This is a genomic window from Acidithiobacillus marinus (genome assembly GCF_002847505.1).
Taxonomy (GTDB): Bacteria; Pseudomonadota; Gammaproteobacteria; order Acidithiobacillales; family Acidithiobacillaceae; genus Acidithiobacillus; species Acidithiobacillus marinus.
Map to the genome: position 1 here is coordinate 112851 of NZ_MXAV01000044.1, position 18695 is coordinate 131545.

Sequence of the window (18695 nt, forward strand, 5' to 3'; positions counted from 1 at the left end):
GCCGTGAGCGTGCAGGCCGTTTTGATGGATGGGCACCCGCCAGTAAAGGGGGCTTGTCCGGCGGCACTGGATCGTGCTTTTCATTACGGGGATGGTCTTTTTGAGACTATCCCGGTCATTCATGGCAATCCCCTGTTCTGGGACGCACATCTCCAGCGACTCCAGTCCGGTGCTGACATATTGCACATGACTGCGCCGCACCCGGAGCAGTGGCAGGATGATCTACAGCAATTGCAAAAGAAGATGGTCGGTTGCGAGCGTTATGTGCTCAAGCTGGTTTTGAGTCGGGGGCCGGGTTGGGGATATGGTATTCCTCAGCACAGTTCGCCTTCACGGACATTGTTTGCGTCTGATTGGCCTCTGCGCAGCGCGGATCATTGGCAACCGGGTATTCACACCGATATATGCAGCGTTCCCCTACTCACTGGAGCACCCTATCTGCAAGCCAAAACCCTCAATCGTTTGAATCAGATCATGGCGAGGGCGGCACTGCCGCCGGTCTACGCAGAGGGTATTCTTCTCGATCAGCAGGGGTTTCTGCGCGAGGGTATCATGTCCAATATTTTCTGGGTTTCTGCAGGCAGGGTACATACCCCCTCTCTGGATAATGGTGGTATTGCCGGGATTCAGCGTCAGGCCATCCTGAACTGTTTGCAGGAATGGGGGACTCCCGCAGTGATGGGGGATTATTCTGCGGAATTTCTCGATGATGCCGACGAGATTTTTTTCAGCAACAGCCTGATCGGTATCTGGCCGGTCAAATTGTTTCAGGGACGTGATTTGCCTGGTAATCGGGGAGCCATCAGTGCGCGCATACTGGCCTGGCAAGTTGAACAGGGTCTGAGGTATTGCTGATGCGGCGGATTCTGTTGTCGTTTTTGCTGGTCATTATCCTGGTCCCCTCGGGATATTTTGGTTATACCATGTACTGGCCCCAGACCTTACTCAAAGCAGGAAAGCAGGTGCCCATCCGTCTGGGCAGCGGGGCGCTGGAAAGCATCCAGACTCTGCACCGGGCCGGAATACTCCCTTATCCACAAATGTTCCGACTGGCCTGGATGCTGATGGGGCGCCCCATTCTGCAGGCAGGTTTGTATGATTTTCAGGGCCGGGTTTCGCAGGAGCAAGTCCTGCGCCGTTTGAGGAATGGGCAATCCACGCCTTTGAATCTGGTGATTATTCCAGGATGGAGTCTGGCGATGGTGCTTCATGAGTTGCACAGCAAGTCTCCTTATCTGAACCTTCACGCACTGCCACTGGGTGAACAGGCAGGCCAGCAACTGGCGGATATGGGGGTGGGCGCCAATGGTAGCGCCGAGGGTTGGCTGTTCCCCGATAGTTATCGCTATGTGCCTGGCACTACGGCCCTGAGTCTCCTTCAACGGGCCTATCAGCGGATGGAGGGTAACCTCAGACATTTGTGGTCGCAACGTGCCTCCGGACTCCCATTGCATAATCCTTATCAGGCCCTCATTCTGGCCTCCATTGTTCAGAAGGAGGGCGCTCCTCCGGCGCAGCAGGCGCATATTGCCGCTGTTTTCCTGAACCGCTTGCGCAAGGGGATGCCCCTGCAGTCGGACCCCACGGTGATTTATGCCCTGGGCAAGCAGTATCACGGTCATTTGACATCCCAGGATATGCAGGTCTCCAGCCCCTTTAATACCTATCTGCATGCGGGCTTACCGCCAACACCCATCTCCATGCCCGGAATGAGCAGCTTGCAGGCAGTATTGCATCCCAGTGACAGTCAGGATCTCTATTTTATCGCCCAAGGGAATGCCTATCATTATTCCAGCACGTATGCGCAACATATCCAGCAGATAAAGCAGTATCTGCAAACTACGGCAAGGACGGCTTCATGACAGTACAGGAATCCACCATCCGGCGGGGGATGTTTATTACTCTGGAAGGTATTGAAGGTGCGGGTAAAAGCTCTGCAATACCTATTCTCGCAGCCTTTTGCGAGGCCAGGGGCTTTGCGGTTATCCGTACCAGGGAACCGGGAGGCGGGCTTCTGGGGGAAGCGTTGCGCAGCATTTTTTTGAATCCGGAACTGACCCTGGATGCGCAAGCCGAACTGCTCCTCCTCTATGCCGGGCGGCGCGATCACTGGTTAAACCGGATTCAACCCGCCCTCGCGGAAGGGAAAATTGTGCTCTGTGACCGCTATGAGGATTCCACGTATGCCTATCAGAGCGGCGGCCGGGGCTTTCCCCGCGAACGCATTGCCGAACTGGCCCGCTGGGCTGGAATTACACAGGCTCCGGATCTGACTTTCTGGTTTGATCTAAGTCCCGAATTGGGTGCTGCCCGGATTCGTGCCCGTAAAGCCGATCGTCTGGAGCAGGAGCATACGGCATTTTTCACCCGGGCCCGCACGGTTTTTGCCGAGCGTCAGGCTGCCGAGCCTGAGCGTATTTTGCGGATTGATGCGGCAGTGCCCATCGATGAGGTGCATGTGGCACTTTTGGAAGCCTTGGCGCCCCGACTCCAGCGGCATTATGCATGAAAATATTCCGCCCCGACCCAAAGGCCTGGCAACCCATCCGGACGCTGCTGCAATCCGGTTTACCTCAGGCCATGCTGGCTACTGGCGAGTCGGGCTCGCTGCTGGGCGGGTATCTGGATCTCCTGCAGGCAGCACAGTTGTGTTTTGCACCGACCGAAGCGGGCTTTGCCTGTGGCGATTGCCGCTCTTGCAAACTGCTCGCCGAAGCGGCTCATCCGGACCTCTGGGTGGTCAGTGCTGAACCGGGCAAGGCTATCGCTATTGATACCCTGCGTCAGGGCATGGAGTGGATTCAATACACTCCCCAGGTCAGTAGCACCCGCTGGCTTCGTATCGACCATGCGGAAGACATGACGCTGGCCGCCGCCAATGCCATTCTGAAAACCCTGGAAGAACCACCTGCCCGTGCTCATGTGCTCCTGTACAGTGAACAGGCGTCGCGCTTGTTGCCCACCATTCGTTCCCGCCTGCAGCGTATTCCTCTGCCCGTCATGGAGATGGCTGAATCCCGGCAATGGCTGCAACAGCAGGGGATAGATGCTGACCATAGTGCGGCTTTATTGCGTCAGTTGGGTAATCGTCCGGCACGGGCCTTGGAGCTTTGGGAAGCAGGCTGGGTCGAACAACGCCGGGAATGGCTGCGCAGCCTGCTGGATTTGCCGGGGCAGGGGGTGGTGGCAGCGCTCAAGCTGGCGGAACAATGGAGCAAAACTAAGGATCTGCTCCTGATTCGGGAGCTGGTTCTGGGGCTTATCGCCGATTGTATGCGTTTGCAACAGGGCTTGCTGGACAGAATCACCGACCTGGACTATCTAAATGAACTGCAACGCATGGCCCCGGATGTTTCTGCCGAAGCCTTGCAGGCGGCCCTGGATGACTGGTTGCAGTTGCCAGTGGCCCTGGCCCAGAACAGTAACGGCGTCATGGTGATGGAAAAACTGCTTTTGGACTGGCTGACATTGTGGCCAAGGAGGATAAGCCATGGAATTCAAAACTGAACCCAAACCGGGAGGCGCAGCTACCGCCTTGTCCGTGGTACTGCGCGATCCTCAGGCGGTGCAGCGTTGTTTTATGCCGGCTATCAAGGGTGGAGGTCTGCTGGTTGAAACGCCCAACATCCTGCCCATGGGTACGGAAGTATTGTTGATGATTACCCTGCCGGACAGTCAGCCGCGCGCCCCGGTAATGGGCAAGGTCATCTGGATCACTCCCCCGGAGAACCGGGATGGTCGTCCCTCTGCCATCGGCGTGCAATTTCAGAATGATCGCTCCGGCGTACTCACCCGTATTCAGAATGCCTTATCCGGATTACCTTCTTATCCCGATGTCATTCTGAGTTTTTGAGGGCAGCGCCAACATCTCTGGTTTTGCACCTGCCTGTAGCTTTGACCTGTTTTCCAGTCTTTGGCAATGTGCCTGTTCAATGATTGCTCTTTATGCAAGGTCTGAGTTACACTGCGCAGCCTCAGGAGAGGTGACCGAGCGGCCGAAGGTGCAGCACTGGAAATGCTGTGTACTCCAAAAGGGTACCGTGGGTTCGAATCCCACCCTCTCCGCCAATAAATACAATTCACTAAATGATATAGCGTATTTATTTTCTGTGTTTTCTCTGGTCTTGCATTTAGTCTTGCCAGCCCGCTTCTGAATCGGGCACTGCTTCTTCCTGACTGATTCCCATAACCCGCTAAAAACTGGGGCGAACCCGAATCTGGTATTCGGTTTGTTCGTCGCTGAGATCGTGCATTTGCTGCAGCCGCTCCAAAGATTCACGCAACCGGACAGGGAACCGGACTTTAGAGCGGCCTTTCAGTCAGATTGCTTTGAACCAATATATTGTTACATAATGAGATATGACCAATAAGAACGCGGACACTAAAGCGGCCAACTATCGTGGCGAGGCAATCTCGACCATGGAGCCGTTGCTGATCGGAGTTGGCTCCAGGCATCGGGCGGCACTGACCGATTTGGCGGTCGAACTGGCCGTTAGGAGTACCGGCTTTCGTCGCTCCCTACCCGATAGCCTGCTCGGTTCACTTGCTACCCTTGTGCGGGCAATGAATTGCTATTATAGCAACCTCATCGAGGGGCACGACACCCACCCGATCGACATCGAGCGCGCGCTCAAGGACGATTACAGTCAGGATGCCAAGAAGCGCGACCTCCAGCTTGAGGCCAAGGCACATATCGCTGTTCAGCACTGGCTCGACACCGGCGGGCTTAAGGCTCCTGCCACGACAACCCAGGCGATCGTCGAGATCCACAGGCGTTTTTGCGAACAGCTGCCCGAAGAACTGTTGTGGGTCGAAGACCCCCAAACCAAAGAGAAGATCAGGGTCATCCCAGGTGAACTGCGCCAGCGTGACGTGCAGGTTGGCCGACATATCCCGGTCAGCGCACCGGCCGTACCGCGTTTCCTCGAGCGCTACGAGGAGGTCTATGCGAAGCTCGGCAAGTCGGAGACCATTATCGCCACAGCAGCAGCGCACCATCGCCTAGTATGGATTCATCCATTCCTGGACGGCAACGGCCGCGTCGCACGCCTCGTTTCGCATGCCACGCTGTTGGATACGCTCAATACCGGCGCGGTCTGGTCGATTGCGCGGGGGCTTGCTCGCAACGTTAACGAATACAAAAGCCACCTCGCTGCCTGCGACGAAATGCGCCGTAACGCTCTCGACGGGCGGGGGAATCTCAGCGAAGAAAATCTCGCCGCCTTTACGGCATTCTTCCTGACCACCTGCATTGATCAGGTGAAATTTATGGAAAGACTGATGCAACCCGACCAGCTTCGCGCGCGCATCCTCACCTGGGCCGATGAGGAAATGCGCCTGAACAGGCTGCCGCCCAAGGCCAACAATATCCTCGAAGCGTTGCTCTATCGTGGCGAGCTGCCGCGCAGCGAGGTTGCCACCATCGTCGGGACCGGCGAGCGTCAGGCCCGCCGCATCGTTTCCGCCCTTATCGGCCGGGACGTAGTCACGTCCGAGAGTACGCGAGCACCACTGCACCTCGCCTTTCCTGCAACGCTCGCGTCACGCTGGATGCCCGGACTGTTTCCGGAGAGGACCGACTGAGACGAGAGAGGATGGTAGGTGTGTTTTACCGTCCAGATCGCTCATGCTCTGATTCCAGGTAGTGGGTAATTACAGCCCCTACCTCGACATCCGAGATAATATACACACAAGGAGCCGACCAACCGGCGGCGGGTACCATGGACAGTGTTGAGCTATATTGGGCTCAGCAGACACCAAGAGGTTGCTGGAACGGAATTAAGTAGGTCGGCACTCTGCTGTACCCCCCCAGTGATCTGGGCCACTAAAAAACTGTCTGCCTTGGAATCGACCTTAGCACAACGGGTGAATCGCCTTACTGCCGAGCTGAAAGCTCGGGACGGCCAGAATGTGCTGGAATCGGACGCAAGATTCAACTAGAATGTGCATTATAATCTTTGTGGTAGTGCGGAATGTGTGACACCATAACGCGTTCTGTCCCACAAAATCTATAAAAATATTTTTAGGAATTATGGCTACCAAATGAGTGAATCTATCAACGGTGTGATCGATATGGCCAACAGAATGGCCAAAGAGATACGCGAGTTATCCGCCGCAAATCAGTCGAAAATCGAGCGAATCCGGCAAGCCAAGGAAGGTGTAGAAGCCCTTGTTACTAATCTAATATTGTTACCGTCTTTAATCCTGAACTTGGCGGGCATGGGCGGCGTGTGGCCCTGCTCGCGGATGCGGTGGCTCTCCGTTTAGACCTTACGGTTAACGTCCGTAATGCTATCCATCATGCAGCCTTGTTTCATGACATCGGTATGCTGGGGATCGCACGAAAATCCTTATTTACGCCGTGGGAACATCTTTCCGAAACAGAACGAAACCTGATTCTTGGACATCCAGACATAGGGAAAGAATTGCTGAAATCTATGCCTTGGTATGAGGAAACTGCTGCTATCGTCGCCGCTCATCATGAGCATTGGGATGGATCAGGATTTCCTCTTCACCTTGGGAAAGAGAGCATCCCGCTTGAGGCTAGAATCATCACGGTTTGCGATGCCTTCGATGAAATGACTCACAAACCTCAGGACGCCACGCAGCATTTTTCCAAAGAGGAGGCGTTGGCCCACATTAAAAAACAACGAGGAGGTTTTTTCGATCCACGCATCGTCGACCTGTTTATTAATACCTACCTCTCCCAAGCGGGATTAGAAAACTCCTCGCTTCCTTCAGAAGTCGCTATCTCGCTGAGTCAGTTACGCAGCGGTATGTGCTTGACTCAAGATTTGTGCAACAGCCTCGGCAAACCTCTTCTGACAAAAGGGACAATTCTGCAAGAAGCTGTGATTCTGCGCTTGCTGGCCATGCGAGATCAATTTGGCGTGGCGGAGCCAATATTCGTAACCGCCGATCCACGTATGTAAGAAGATTGTCAAGGGCCTAGGTAACGCTTCACACCCCAGATGGTACACTGTAACGGATCGAACGTGGGTATTTTTGTCCAAGATCCAGTCTTAAGCAGCAATACCCTGAAAAACAAAGCAGCAGGGCACCCTTATAGGGTACCCTTAAGGCTTCGAAATGAGCGAAACGATGGATGGAAAGGAAAATAGAGTGCAAAGATATCAGTCCAGAAGATGCCTTTGTACTATCGCGTCATCAACTTGGATGGAAGGGTGATATGGCCATGCGCTCTGGTCTGAGTTACCGGTTTACTGGTTTGTTGAAAACGGATCAAAGGAGTCGACTACGGACACCTTTGAGCCAGTGCTTGCCAGTGACTTTCTGACATTGCCGAAGGTATCTTCGATAAACTGGGATGGAGAACCAAGTCCGACCGCTTTGGTGAATAACCCACCTAATTCCGCACCCAGCACATTAGGATTTGAGGAAAAACCGGATTGACTAGTGTAAGAGCCAACGGCATCGGCTTGGTATCCGCCTTTGTATGGGTAAAGACAAAATGTGTAAGACGCATTTTTGCCATACTTGGAATAGCTGTTATCCGCACCGCGCGCGACAACTGATGCGCCAGGACAACTTACAATAGTGGGTAGGACAGCCCCAGACATCGCTGCTATAGAAGCCAGTCCGCCCATGCCTGACATTTGAGACATCTGGCTATTTTGAAAACGACCGGGTTGATTGGGTAACGGATAGGGAGGGGGGTTCTCCTGAACGGCAGCTCCTGACAAATATTCCTTCGTGCCAGATACAAAAGCATTGACGATGTCTTGATATGAAACATTAGTTGGGGTTTTCACGTCATAGACGACATATGCCATTTTTGTGGTCGTGGTTGGCGTCGTGGTGGCACAGCCAGAAAGTAGGACAGTGGAAAATAGAGCTCCACAGCTTACGGACAGAACGATGTTTTGCCGATTTATGAACATAATTTTCCCTTTTTAAATATGATCAGCCAGATGGATACGACATGGTGGTTGTGTTTATGGTATGACGCTCTGTCAACGTGAACAGCACGTCATGGACTGCTTATATAGGCGGAAATGATGAGATTTCAAGATGACCAAACGCTCTTTTAGGAGTAGCCCATGAGAATTTGTCATAAAATCCTTGCCACCCTGATCCGGCAGGACGCCACCACATGGTTGCCTTGTTTTTCCTTGCCTTCAAAGACGAAGTCCTGACTATTCTCTCGGCAAATTTTCAAAGACCTCTGCTGCAGTGCCCGCTTTGCTAAGGATGCGCACCACCAGCTCACCGGGCATGCCTCCGCTGAGAAGAAGAGGATGTTCATCCCATTAATGACAGCCTCCACGCACCGGGCATGCTCGTTATTATCGGTAGGATGATCCTGCTTCCTTTGTTACTGTATCGCTGGCGTTGGCCGAAGTGGGTGCAAGCCCCATGAGTTTTGTTGCTGTTCGCCAAGACTGGGAAGAATCCTGACCACACAGATATACTGGCCGCAATGTTAGCTTTGAATAGCCCAAAAATGGATTGCTGAATAGTGTTTTATCAACAAATCAAAAGGATAGATCAGCGCTTGGCACATCTTTCACCAGCCTATTTCACGCTGGTGATGGGAACGGGCGTCATTTCCATATCTGCAGGGCTGCTCCATGTCATGCTTTTGGCAAAAATCCTGCTTTGGCTGAATGTCCTTTTTTACGCAGTGCTCTGGCTATTGAATTTCTGGCGTTTGTACCGTTACGCGCCGGAGTTTCTGGCGGATTTCTCGGCCATTCTCAAAGGCTCCGGATTTTTAACCATGGTTGCGGCTACGGCGGTGCTCGGTAGTCAACTGATTCTCCTGGAAAATGATCTTGTTCTGGCAACAATCCTTTTAGGAATGGCGACACTACTGTATCTGACCTTGAATTACGGACTGCTGGCCCGCTTTGTTACGCACCCCCGTAAGCCTGGATTGGCCGAAGGGATTTCCGGGGGTTGGCTGCTCCACATTATTGCGCCCCAATCCATTGCGGTTTTGATTTTGTTGCTGGATGCCCGCTGTGCTTTCCTGCCCCGGGCCGAATTTGATTTTATCGCTCTGAGTCTCTGGCTTTTGGGCGGAATGCTTTATATCTGGGTCATGACCCTGATTTTTTATCGGATGATTTTTATGGACTTTATACCTGAGCATCTGCATTCCTCCTACTGGAGCAATATGGGTGCCATGGCTATTTCCACCCTGGCAGGATCACTGTTGGTCCTCAATGGCGAGTCCGCCCCCTATTTACAGCCCTTGCTGCCTTTCATCAAAGGTTTCACCCTGTTTTACTGGGCAGGTGGAAGCTGGTGGATACCCTTGTTGCTGATCCTTGGCTTCTGGCGTTATGTCATCCGCAAATTTCCGCTGCGTTATGATGCTTCCTATTGGGCGATGGTGTTTCCCGTGGGTATGTATGGTCTGGCTACGCTGCATATGGCGCGAAGCATGCATCTGATTTTTCTGGATCCACTGGGCCGGGTTTTCTTTTTTCTGGCCCTGACCGCCTGGTCGCTGACCTTTCTCGCCATGCTGTACAGCATTCTCCAAGGATTCAGAAAATAGGCATTGGGATCTCGTGAGTGATGGTTATGGGGTGACCGATCAGAAGCGCAACGTCATGGTCCTTATTGATCCCCCGGCATGGTTCTGATACTTTCGCGACTTGTGGGTGCAAAGCGGAATGTTGCACTTTTTGTCTGTTCTCGTCCCTTACCGGACAATTTCAGGTTTTCTATGGCGACAACAATCGGTCCCCTCGCAGTGGTAGCTGGTGAACCCCGTCAGGCCCGGAAGGGAGCAGCGGCAGCCGGCAATCCAGGTGCCGGGGTGTGGCTGATTCGCGTCGCCTCCCAATTTTGTGTTTGTCCATGAGTGGATATTTAGCCCTCGCCCGACGCTGGCGACCCCAGCATTTTGAAGATTTTGTGGGGCAGGAAGCAGTGGTGTCCGCTTTACGACACGCCCTGGACTCGGGACGCATCCATCATGCGTTTTTGTTTACGGGTACCCGGGGGGTCGGCAAAACCACGCTGGCCAGACTGCTGGCCAAATGTCTGAACTGCGAACAGGGGGTCAGTAGCCAACCCTGTGGCGTTTGCAGCGCCTGCCAGAGTATCAGCGCCGGAAATTTTGTGGATCTGCTGGAAGTGGATGCCGCCAGCCGTACCCGGGTGGATGAAACCCGCGAATTGCTCGACAATGTGCAATATGCGCCGGTCGCCGGTCGCTACAAGATTTATCTCATCGATGAAGTGCATATGCTGTCTACCCACAGTTTCAATGCCCTTCTGAAAACCCTCGAAGAGCCTCCGGAGCATGTCAAATTTCTGCTGGCGACCACGGATCCCCAGAAACTGCCGGTGACCATTTTGTCCCGCTGTCTGCAGTTCAATTTACGTAGACTGGATATAACCCAGATTCAGGGGCGTTTGCAGCAAATCATGGCGGCGGAAAAAGTTCCGGCTGAAGATGCGGCCTTGCAGATTTTGGCAAGAGCTGCTGATGGCAGTTTGCGGGATGCCCTCAGCCTGCTCGATCAGGCCATTGTTCATGGTGGCGGAGCGGTGCGCCGCGAGGGTGTCTTGAACATGCTGGGGCGCAGTGGCGACGATACCATCATGCTCATCATTGCCGCCCTGATTGGCCAGGATGCAGGGCAGGTGTTTGCTCTGGTCGACGATCATCTGGCACGAGGTCTGGATGCCGCCGGACTTTTGGATCGCTTGATTGAAGGCGTCCATCGTTTGAGTCTGGCGCAGTTTGTCCCCCTCGCGACCGAGAGCGAAGATGCCGAACAGGTGGCACAGCTCCGTGATAAAATCCATCCGTTACTGTTGCAATCCTGGTATGCTCTGCTGCTTTCGGCACGCCGGGATTTTCAGCTTTACCCCGATCAGCGCATGGCGCTGGAAATGGCTTTTTTGCGGGTGCTGAGCTTTTCTTTAACGGGAGCAAAGGCTCCGACGCCGCAGTCCACCCCTGAACCGGAGTCCGCTCCAGAAAATGGCAGGGATTCCGATCAAGCCGCAGCAGAACAACAAGCGCAATCAACTCCAAAATTCCAGTCCGCAGCGCCGGAGCTTGTAGATCAGGTCCGCGAACCCGCCCCGGAAATGCGACACGAGGCGCTCTCCTCATCCGTCAGCCCGGCAGTTTCCTGGCGCGACATGATTCCCGCCTTGAAGCTGTCACCACTTCTGCAGGAACAACTGCGTCACGGCCAGGCGCTGCGCTGCGCTGCCGAGAAAGTGGATTTATTGATCGAGCCACGTTATTTGGCTTTTATCATTAAAGAGAAGGCACGCATTCTGCAGGCGTTGAGTGACTATTTTGGTCAGGCGCCGCAACTCAGCATTGCGGCTTTGACCGAGGAAAGCGGGGTGGGGAGCCTGATTGCCGAGGAAGAGGCCCGGATTGCGGCACGGATGCAGGAAGCACAGGCGAGGGTAGCCAATGATCCCCGCATTCGACAATTTACCGAAGTCCTGGGCGTTCAGGTAGAATCCATTACTTTCAGGGACCAGGATCAAGCGGTTTCTGAACATTGATACCATTTACAGGGAGGTAGTGCACGATGAAAGGTGGTTTGGGAAATATCATGAAGCAGGCGCAGCAACTTCAGGATCGTCTGCAGAAAACCCAGGAAGAGCTGGCCCATATTGAAGTACAGGGGCATGCAGGGGGCAATCTGGTCGAAGTGACCATGACCTGTCGCCATGATGTCCGCAAGGTCCGCATTGATCCTTCGTTGCTGGCCGACAATGATCAGGAAATGTTGGAGGATCTGGTGGCGGCAGCCGTCAACGATGCCGTGCGCAATGCCGAAAAAGTCAGTGCCGAGCGCATGTCGGAAGTGACCGGCGGGATGAGCATTCCGGGCATGAACCTGCCTTTCTGAGATGGCTGATGTTCCGAGTATGGAGGCTTTGGAGGCGCTGTTAAGGCGCCTTCCCGGTATCGGGCCGCGCTCTGCGCAGCGCATTTGCTATGACCTCCTGGTGCGCAAACGTAATCTACTGCCCCAACTGGCTGCAGCGCTGGAGCGCGCCCATGCGGCGGTGCGTTTTTGTGAGCGTTGCAATAACCTCAGTGAAGCGCCTTTATGCAGTATTTGCCGGGGTGAGCAACGCGATCATTCCGTGCTCTGTATCGTGGAGTCTCCGGCAGACCTGCGTGCCATAGAAGCTACCGGAGTGTTCAGCGGCGATTTTTTTGTGCTGATGGGGCATTTGTCGCCTCTGGATGGTGTCGGACCAGAAGCCCTGCACCTGGATCGTCTCAGCCAGCGTTTGGCGGAAACGGGCTTGCAGGAAGTGATATTTGCCACCAACCCCACCCTGGAAGGCGAAGCTACTGCTCAGTTTTTAGCGGAGCTGGTCCCCGCCGGCATCACCATCAGTCGGATTGCCCACGGCGTGCCGGTAGGTGGAGAACTGGAATATGTAGATCGCGGTACCCTCGGACGGGCGATGCATGGACGTCGCCTGCTGGATGAATAGTTAAAATAACCACTTGAGAGAGGAAGCTGTCAGATGCTGGCTACAGGAGTAACGCCTCCGGGCGGTAATGTGTTCTTTTTGCTGATGGGCGCCATTCTGGTGTTTGCCATGCATGGCGGTTTTGCTTTTCTGGAACTGGGAACCGTACGCCGCCGCAGTCAGGTCAATGCGTTGGTGAAAATTCTCAGTGATTTCGGCATCTCTACCATTGTCTATTTTTTTATCGGTTATCACATTGCCTACGGCATCAGCTTTTTCGGGAACGTCCAAACCCTGACAGCCGGTGATCATGGCTTTGAAATGGTGCGTTTTTTCTTTCTGCTGACCTTTGCGGCAGCGGTGCCGGCCATCATTTCCGGCGGTATTGCCGAACGTGCCCGTTTTTATCCGCAGTTGCTGGCAACGGCCTTTCTGGTGGGATTGGTATATCCCTTTTATGAAGGCATTGTCTGGGACAACAATTATGGGGTTCAGGCCTGGTTTACTCAGACTTTCGGGGCTCCCTTTCATGATTTTGCCGGCTCGGTGGTGGTCCATGCCATGGGCGGCTGGATGGCCCTGATGGCCGTGTGGTTGCTGGGGCCCCGGCGGGGCCGCTATGGCAAGGATGGAAGCATCCATGCCATGCCTCCCTCCAATATACCTTTTCTGGCGTTGGGATCGTGGATACTGATTATTGGCTGGTTTGGCTTTAACGTCATGAGCGCCCAGCAACTGGCCCAGGTGCAGGGGCTGGTGGCCCTGAACTCATTGATGGCTCTGGTGGGTGGTATGCTGGCGGCGCTCGCGGTCGGTAAGGGCGATCCCGGTTTTGTGCATAATGGCGCGTTGGCTGGGCTGGTGGCCATTTGTGCAGGGTCTGATGTGGTGCAGCCTATAGGCGCTTTGGCCATTGGCGCCATTGCCGGGATCATTTTTGTGTATTTATTCACTTTCGTACAACATCGTCTGCGTCTGGATGATGTCCTCGGGGTCTGGCCCCTGCATGGGGTTTGCGGCGTTTGGGGCGGTCTGGCCGTCGGCATTTTTGGTCTGAAAATGCTCGGTGGCGCCGGAGGGGTCAGTTTCTGGTCCCAACTTCTGGGGACCGGTCTGGGGGTGCTGATCGCCCTGGTTGGTAGTGCTGTTGTCTACGGCACCATCAAGGCGGTCATTGGCATTCGTCTCGATGCCGAAGCCGAGTATGCCGGTCCGGATTTGAGTATTCATCATGTCAGCGCGTATCCTGAGGAAGATATCGAGAGGGCCTGAACATGGATGATGCTTGTGCGGCATTAACGCTGGAGCAGTTGCCAGTCTTGCCCCGACGCTCTCCAGACGCGCACAAGGGCCAGTTTGGTCATGTTTTTGTGCTCGGTGGAGCACCGGGGATGGGAGGGGCCTTGGCCTTGGCCGCTACGGCGGCCTATCGAGTAGGCGCCGGACTGGTAACGGCTGTCGGACATCCTGCAGCTGTTCCCTATCTGGCTGCAGAACTGCCCGAGGCGACCTGGTGGGACTGGCCTGCCAGCTTTGCTGCTTTGCCGAATCATGCCACGCTTGCCGTAGGTCCAGGCTTGGGGCAGGGTTTGGCTGCCCATGACATGCTGCGCGAAATGGGTCAGCTCAGCTGTCCTCAGGTCTGGGATGCGGATGCTCTCAATATTCTCGCGCGCTTTGGTCCATCCCTATTGCGCAGTGAGGCCATTCGACTGTTTACGCCCCACCCGGGAGAGGCTGCCCGCTTGCTGGGGCTGGACAACAGCGCTGCGATTCAGGCAAATCGCCTGGGAGCCATTCAGGCTTTGCAATCCCGCTATGGCGGATACTGGGTATTGAAGGGGCAGCACAGTCTTTTGCGGGGAGAAGGGGGTTGCTGTTATTGTCCCTGGGGAAATCCGGGTATGGCCACCGGCGGCAGTGGCGATGTGCTGACTGGGCTGCTGGCAGGACTGCTGGCCCAAGGCTTGCCTCCTCATGAAGCTCTGCTGTTCGGCGTCTCTCTTCATGCCCTGGCAGGCGATCGCGCTGCCCGCCAATTAGGTCCCGAGAGCCTGCTGGCTGGCGATATTCTCAATGCCGTGCCTTATGTCCTACAGGAGTTGAAGTCCCTTGATGTCTGAAACAGAAATGCTGAAAGCCTGGGATCGCCGTTATTTCTGGCATCCCTTCACCCAGATGCAATGTTATGGCGATGATGATCCCTGGATCATTGACCGGGCCGAAGGGCATTATCTGTATAATGTGGATGGTGAGCGCTGTCTCGATGCGGTGGCGAGTCTCTGGTGCAATGTGCATGGTCATCGTCATCCGCGCCTGGATCGCGCCCTGCTGGAACAACTCGGCAAAGTGGCCCATAGCACCAGTCTGGGTGCCAGCAATCCCCCGGCCATTCGGCTCGCCAAAAAACTGGTGGACTGTTCCCCGGCATCACTGCAGCACTGCTTTTTTACGGAAGATGGGTCCGAAGCCGTGGAGGTGGCCATCAAAATGGCCGCTCAGTACTGGGTCAATATCGGGCAGCCCGAGAAGCATCTTTTTTTGACCCTGGATAATGCCTATCACGGCGACACGGTGGGTGCGGTTTCGGTGGGCGGGTTCCCGCTTTTTCATGAAGTGTATGGCAATTTACTGTTTCCGACCCGGCGGCTGCCCAGTCCCTATGTTTTACAATGGGAACAATGTCAGGGTGATGGTGAAGCCGCTGCGAAGCTCTGGCTGCAGACTCTGGAAGCACTTTTGCTCGCGGAAAAAGAGAAAATAGCCGCGCTGATTCTGGAAGGGGGGGTACAGGGGGCGGCGGGTATATTGCCTTTCCCTCCGGGAATCCTCCAAGGTGCGCAACAGTTGTGTAATGCCCATGACGTGTTGTTGATTGTAGATGAAGTGGCGACCGGGTTTGGGCGCAGTGGCAAACTGTTTTCCTGCGAAAGGGAAGGAGCTGAACCGGATCTGCTGGCATTGGGCAAGGGCTTGAGTGGGGGATACTTGCCCATTGCTGCGACCCTCGCCTCGGAAAAAATCTATCAGGCTTTTCTTGCGCCTTTTGGCGAGGCCCAGCAGTTTTATTACGGACATACTTTTACGGCCAATCCTTTGGCCTGTGCGGTGGCTCTCGAAAATCTCGACATTTTTGCCGAAGGCTCGCTACTCAGCGAGCTGCCGGAAAAAATCGCCAGACTACAGAAAGGACTGGAGCGCTTTCGAGGCCAAGTCTGGGCTGGCGACCCCCGTCAATTTGGTCTGATGGCGGCCATCCCTTTGCGCAATCCGGCTACGGGCGCTGCTTATCCCTATGGTGAGCGGGTAGAATACATGGTGTGCAAACGTGCTCGGGAAATGGGGGTCTATAGTCGCCCCTTGGGGGATTTGCTGACCATTGTTCCGCCTCTGTCGGTGACAGCAGCGGAAATAGACACTATTCTCCAAACATTATTTAACGCCATGGCGGAAGGAAGCAAACAATGACGACGGCCCAGGAAATCATGACCCGTGCGGCCACTACGGTGCAGGCGGAAGATTCCGTGAAAAATGTCGGTAAAATCCTCTTGCAGTCAGGGCATCACAGTATTCCGGTGGTGAATGCTGAAGGACATCTGGTCGGCATGATTGGTGAACGGGATCTGATTGATGCCAACCGCGAGGTGCATTTGCCCACCATGCTGACCATTCTTGATGGACTGATCCCCTTGGGTGGCATGCACGAGTATGAAGAAGAACTGCGTAAGGCGACGGCTGTCACCGCAGCACAACTGGCGACGACCAAGGTAGTCACGGCAGGACCGGATGAGTCCGTGGATGATGTCGCAGAAAAACTCTTGCGCAGGGAAGTACACGCCTTACCCATAGTGGATACCGAAGGTACATTGCTGGGCATCATCACCCGCTCCGACATTCTCCAACATCTGTTGAAATCCTGAGCCGTTGCTTCGCTGATGGATTGGATTTTTTCCAGCGCTCATATCTGTCAGGCCTGGGGGGCTGAGCTTGCCCGGCGTATTCAGGTCCCTGCCGTGATTTATCTGGAGGGTGATCTGGGAGTCGGAAAAACCACTCTGGCCCAGGGGATGCTCCGTGCCCTGGGAGTCACCCAGTCCATCAAAAGTCCGACCTATACCCTGCTCGAAAGCTATGACACGCACTCCGGGCTGGCCCACCACCTCGACCTGTATCGCCTGAATGATCCGGAAGAACTGGAATTTATCGGTATCCGTGATTATCTGGCGACTCCGGCCTTATGGCTGATCGAATGGCCGGAAAAAGGCAAGGGATATTTACCACCCCCGGATTTGCAGTTGACACTGGATATTCATGCCGATGCCGCGCATCGCCTGTCAGCCCAAGCGGGCAATCTCCGGGCTGCAGCCTGGTTGCAGGGTTTGCCTGATCCTGCTGGGCGTCAGACATGAGTGCTGAGGCACGTACTCCTGCCAGAGTTCAGCGCCTGGACGCTACCCTCGCCAACCAGATTGCTGCTGGCGAGGTTGTCGAAAGGCCCGCTTCCATTCTCAAAGAGCTTCTGGAAAACAGTCTGGATGCTCAGGCTGCCCGCATTACCATTCATCTTCAGGCGGGCGGTATGGACATGCTCAGCGTGGAAGATGATGGCACGGGCATTAACCCGGAAGATCTCCCTCTGGCTCTGGAGCGTCACGCCACCAGCAAGGTAGCCAGCTGGGAAGATTTACAGGCTATCCAGACCATGGGCTTTCGCGGCGAGGCTTTGCCCGCCATCGCTTCGGTAGCACGGGTAGAAATTCTGAGCCGAACCCATGACTCGGGACAAGGGGCGCGGATCGCGGTTCATGGCGGCGAGCAAATTCGTTTAGAGCCTGCAGCCCGGGCGCCTGGCACGACGGTACGGGTGGCTGATCTGTTTTATAACGTGCCCGCACGTCGCAAGTTCCTGCGTTCTCCTGCGGCTGAGTTGTCGCGAGTCCAGAAAGTACTTCGCCAGATTGCCCTTGCCAATTTCCCGATAGCTTTTCAACTCCTGCAAAATGATCGCAGCCTCGTGCAATTTCCCGCAGCCCATGACTCGGCTGCCTGCGCGGCGCGGGTAGCTGCCGTTCTGGGCGAGGGTTTCATGGCCAACGCCCTGCATCTGGAACAAAGCGATCGTGATCTGTCTTTGCGGGGCTGGCTGGGTTTGCCCACCTACAATCGGGCGCGGGGCGATGAACAGTACTTTTTCGTCAACGGCCGCCCGGTGCGTGACCCGGTGCTGACCCATGCCTTGCGGGCCGCTTATCAGGATGTGTTGTTTCAGGATCGACACCCCTTGTATGTCCTGTATCTTGAGCTGCCACCCGAACAGGTGGATGTCAACGTGCATCCGGCCAAGGCGGAAGTGCGCTTTCGGGATAGTCGTGCAGTCCATGATTTTCTGTTTCATACCTTGCGCAGGATTATTGCCGGGCAGGGTGGGGATTTGCCGCAGGTTACCGTCCCCATTCAGCCCAAGCTGCAAGCCGTGACGGCAAGTCAGGATTTTTCCGCCGCAGCAGTCCGGGCGCCGCTGCCTTATGCACCTTCTATCCAACAGCCTTTAAGCAGTGTGGGCGAGGCCCAAACCGCCGCTTACTGGGAACAGATAGTGGCTACCGGCACAACAACCGGGGCGGCCAGCCTGACTGCTGAAGCTCCACTGGAAGTTCAAGAGCAGCACCATTTGAGTCCGGAATATCCGTTGGGTCAGGCGTTGGCTCAGATTCATGCCCGTTTCATTGTGGCGCAAAATCACGAGGGCATGATCCTTGTGGATCAACATGCAGCCCATGAGCGCATCCTCTACGAGAAGATGAAAAAAGCCTGCCAACTTGATGATAAGCAGCAGTTTGCCATTCCCGAATATTTGCATGTGACGGCATCGCAACTGGCGCGTTTTGAAGTTAATCAGGAGGTTCTGAAAACAGCAGGTCTGGATATCAGCATCGCCGGACCGGGTACGCTGGCCATTCACGGCGCGCTGCGCTCACTGGACCCCCGCAGTTATGCGCAACTGGTCGCCGAGTTGCTGGATGCAGAAAAACCCTGGGGGCAGGGTGATGTTGAGGGCGACCCGGTGCTGGCTGAAATGGCCTGCCGGGCAGCCATCAAAACCAGCCGCCGCCTGACCCTGGATGAAATGAACAGTCTGCTCCGCCAACTCGAAGCCACCCCCCGATTTGGACAATGCAACCACGGCCGTCCCACCGTGGTGCAATTTTCCCTGGCGGACCTCGACCGCCTGTTTCTGCGCGGGCGATGATTCC

Annotated in this window: 18 protein-coding genes, 1 tRNA gene and 1 other RNA gene; 19 read left to right on the plus strand and 1 reads right to left on the minus strand. The window is 55.1% G+C overall.

The features are described 5' to 3' along the window. Positions 1-3 precede the first annotated feature (3 nt). The 8 genes from pabC to B1757_RS12150 all read left to right on the plus strand — a co-directional run bounded on the left by pabC (position 4) and on the right by B1757_RS12150 (position 6932). Positions 4-855 (plus strand): aminodeoxychorismate lyase, encoded by an 852-nt coding sequence (gene pabC, locus B1757_RS12115; protein ID WP_253253845.1) that lies wholly within the window; start codon positions 4-6, stop codon positions 853-855. After that, the gene (gene mltG, locus B1757_RS12120) at positions 855-1862 is read left to right on the plus strand and encodes an endolytic transglycosylase MltG (RefSeq protein ID WP_101538546.1); all 1008 of its coding nucleotides are present in this window, start codon (positions 855-857) and stop codon (positions 1860-1862) included. The genes pabC and mltG overlap by 1 nt, the downstream gene beginning before the upstream one ends. Further along, positions 1859-2509 carry a dTMP kinase gene (tmk, locus tag B1757_RS12125; RefSeq protein ID WP_101538547.1) on the plus strand — a complete coding sequence of 217 codons (651 nt, stop codon included), beginning with the start codon at positions 1859-1861 and terminating at the stop codon, positions 2507-2509. Before mltG ends, tmk begins: the two co-directional genes overlap by 4 nt. Next, complete coding sequence (locus tag B1757_RS12130) at positions 2506-3507, plus strand: DNA polymerase III delta subunit-related protein (protein WP_101538548.1); 1002 nt, start codon at positions 2506-2508, stop codon at positions 3505-3507. The genes tmk and B1757_RS12130 overlap by 4 nt, the downstream gene beginning before the upstream one ends. Next, positions 3491-3853 (plus strand): PilZ domain-containing protein, encoded by a 363-nt coding sequence (locus tag B1757_RS12135; protein ID WP_101538549.1) that lies wholly within the window; start codon positions 3491-3493, stop codon positions 3851-3853. Before B1757_RS12130 ends, B1757_RS12135 begins: the two co-directional genes overlap by 17 nt. Before the next feature lie 124 nt (positions 3854-3977). Further along, positions 3978-4068, plus strand: a tRNA-Ser gene (locus B1757_RS12140). 291 nt (positions 4069-4359) lie between these two features. Then, positions 4360-5583, plus strand: coding sequence for a Fic family protein (locus B1757_RS12145; protein ID WP_253253846.1), 1224 nt, complete (start codon positions 4360-4362; stop codon positions 5581-5583). Between the two features lie 602 nt (positions 5584-6185). Then, positions 6186-6932, plus strand: a complete 747-nt coding sequence (locus B1757_RS12150) for an HD-GYP domain-containing protein (protein ID WP_368233486.1) — start codon at positions 6186-6188, stop codon at positions 6930-6932. Positions 6933-7220: 288 nt separating this feature from the next. Here the strand turns inward: B1757_RS12150 and B1757_RS15200 are convergent, their stop codons facing one another. Further along, positions 7221-7793 (minus strand): hypothetical protein, encoded by a 573-nt coding sequence (locus B1757_RS15200; RefSeq protein ID WP_143484259.1) that lies wholly within the window; start codon positions 7791-7793, stop codon positions 7221-7223. Between the two features lie 722 nt (positions 7794-8515). Between B1757_RS15200 and B1757_RS12160 the strand changes: the two genes are divergently transcribed. The 11 genes from B1757_RS12160 (at position 8516) to mutL (ending at position 18691) form a co-directional block, all read left to right on the plus strand. After that, positions 8516-9526 (plus strand): tellurite resistance/C4-dicarboxylate transporter family protein, encoded by a 1011-nt coding sequence (locus B1757_RS12160; protein WP_253253847.1) that lies wholly within the window; start codon positions 8516-8518, stop codon positions 9524-9526. A 182-nt stretch (positions 9527-9708) separates the two neighbouring features. Beyond that, positions 9709-9805, plus strand: an RNA gene (ffs, locus tag B1757_RS12165) — signal recognition particle sRNA small type. Between the two features lie 26 nt (positions 9806-9831). Then, the gene (gene dnaX / locus B1757_RS12170; protein WP_101538620.1) at positions 9832-11511 is read left to right on the plus strand and encodes a DNA polymerase III subunit gamma/tau; all 1680 of its coding nucleotides are present in this window, start codon (positions 9832-9834) and stop codon (positions 11509-11511) included. A 26-nt stretch (positions 11512-11537) separates the two neighbouring features. Then, positions 11538-11861 (plus strand): YbaB/EbfC family nucleoid-associated protein, encoded by a 324-nt coding sequence (locus B1757_RS12175; protein ID WP_101538552.1) that lies wholly within the window; start codon positions 11538-11540, stop codon positions 11859-11861. 1 nt (position 11862) lies between these two features. Further along, positions 11863-12462: a recombination mediator RecR gene (gene recR, locus B1757_RS12180; protein WP_101538553.1), complete on the plus strand. Its 600-nt coding sequence runs from the start codon at positions 11863-11865 to the stop codon at positions 12460-12462. A 33-nt stretch (positions 12463-12495) separates the two neighbouring features. Then, positions 12496-13713 carry an ammonium transporter gene (locus tag B1757_RS12185; protein WP_101538554.1) on the plus strand — a complete coding sequence of 406 codons (1218 nt, stop codon included), beginning with the start codon at positions 12496-12498 and terminating at the stop codon, positions 13711-13713. A gap of 2 nt (positions 13714-13715) precedes the next feature. Then, on the plus strand, positions 13716-14564 hold the full coding sequence (locus tag B1757_RS12190; RefSeq protein ID WP_101538555.1) for an NAD(P)H-hydrate dehydratase: 849 nt from the start codon (positions 13716-13718) through the stop codon (positions 14562-14564). Beyond that, on the plus strand, positions 14557-15909 hold the full coding sequence (bioA, locus tag B1757_RS12195) for an adenosylmethionine--8-amino-7-oxononanoate transaminase (RefSeq protein ID WP_101538556.1): 1353 nt from the start codon (positions 14557-14559) through the stop codon (positions 15907-15909). Before B1757_RS12190 ends, bioA begins: the two co-directional genes overlap by 8 nt. Next, on the plus strand, positions 15906-16361 hold the full coding sequence (locus tag B1757_RS12200) for a CBS domain-containing protein (protein ID WP_101538557.1): 456 nt from the start codon (positions 15906-15908) through the stop codon (positions 16359-16361). The genes bioA and B1757_RS12200 overlap by 4 nt, the downstream gene beginning before the upstream one ends. 15 nt (positions 16362-16376) lie before the next feature. Further along, positions 16377-16850 (plus strand): tRNA (adenosine(37)-N6)-threonylcarbamoyltransferase complex ATPase subunit type 1 TsaE, encoded by a 474-nt coding sequence (gene tsaE, locus B1757_RS12205; RefSeq protein WP_101538558.1) that lies wholly within the window; start codon positions 16377-16379, stop codon positions 16848-16850. After that, positions 16847-18691: a DNA mismatch repair endonuclease MutL gene (mutL, locus tag B1757_RS12210; protein ID WP_101538559.1), complete on the plus strand. Its 1845-nt coding sequence runs from the start codon at positions 16847-16849 to the stop codon at positions 18689-18691. Before tsaE ends, mutL begins: the two co-directional genes overlap by 4 nt. The last annotated feature ends 4 nt before the right edge of the window (positions 18692-18695 follow it).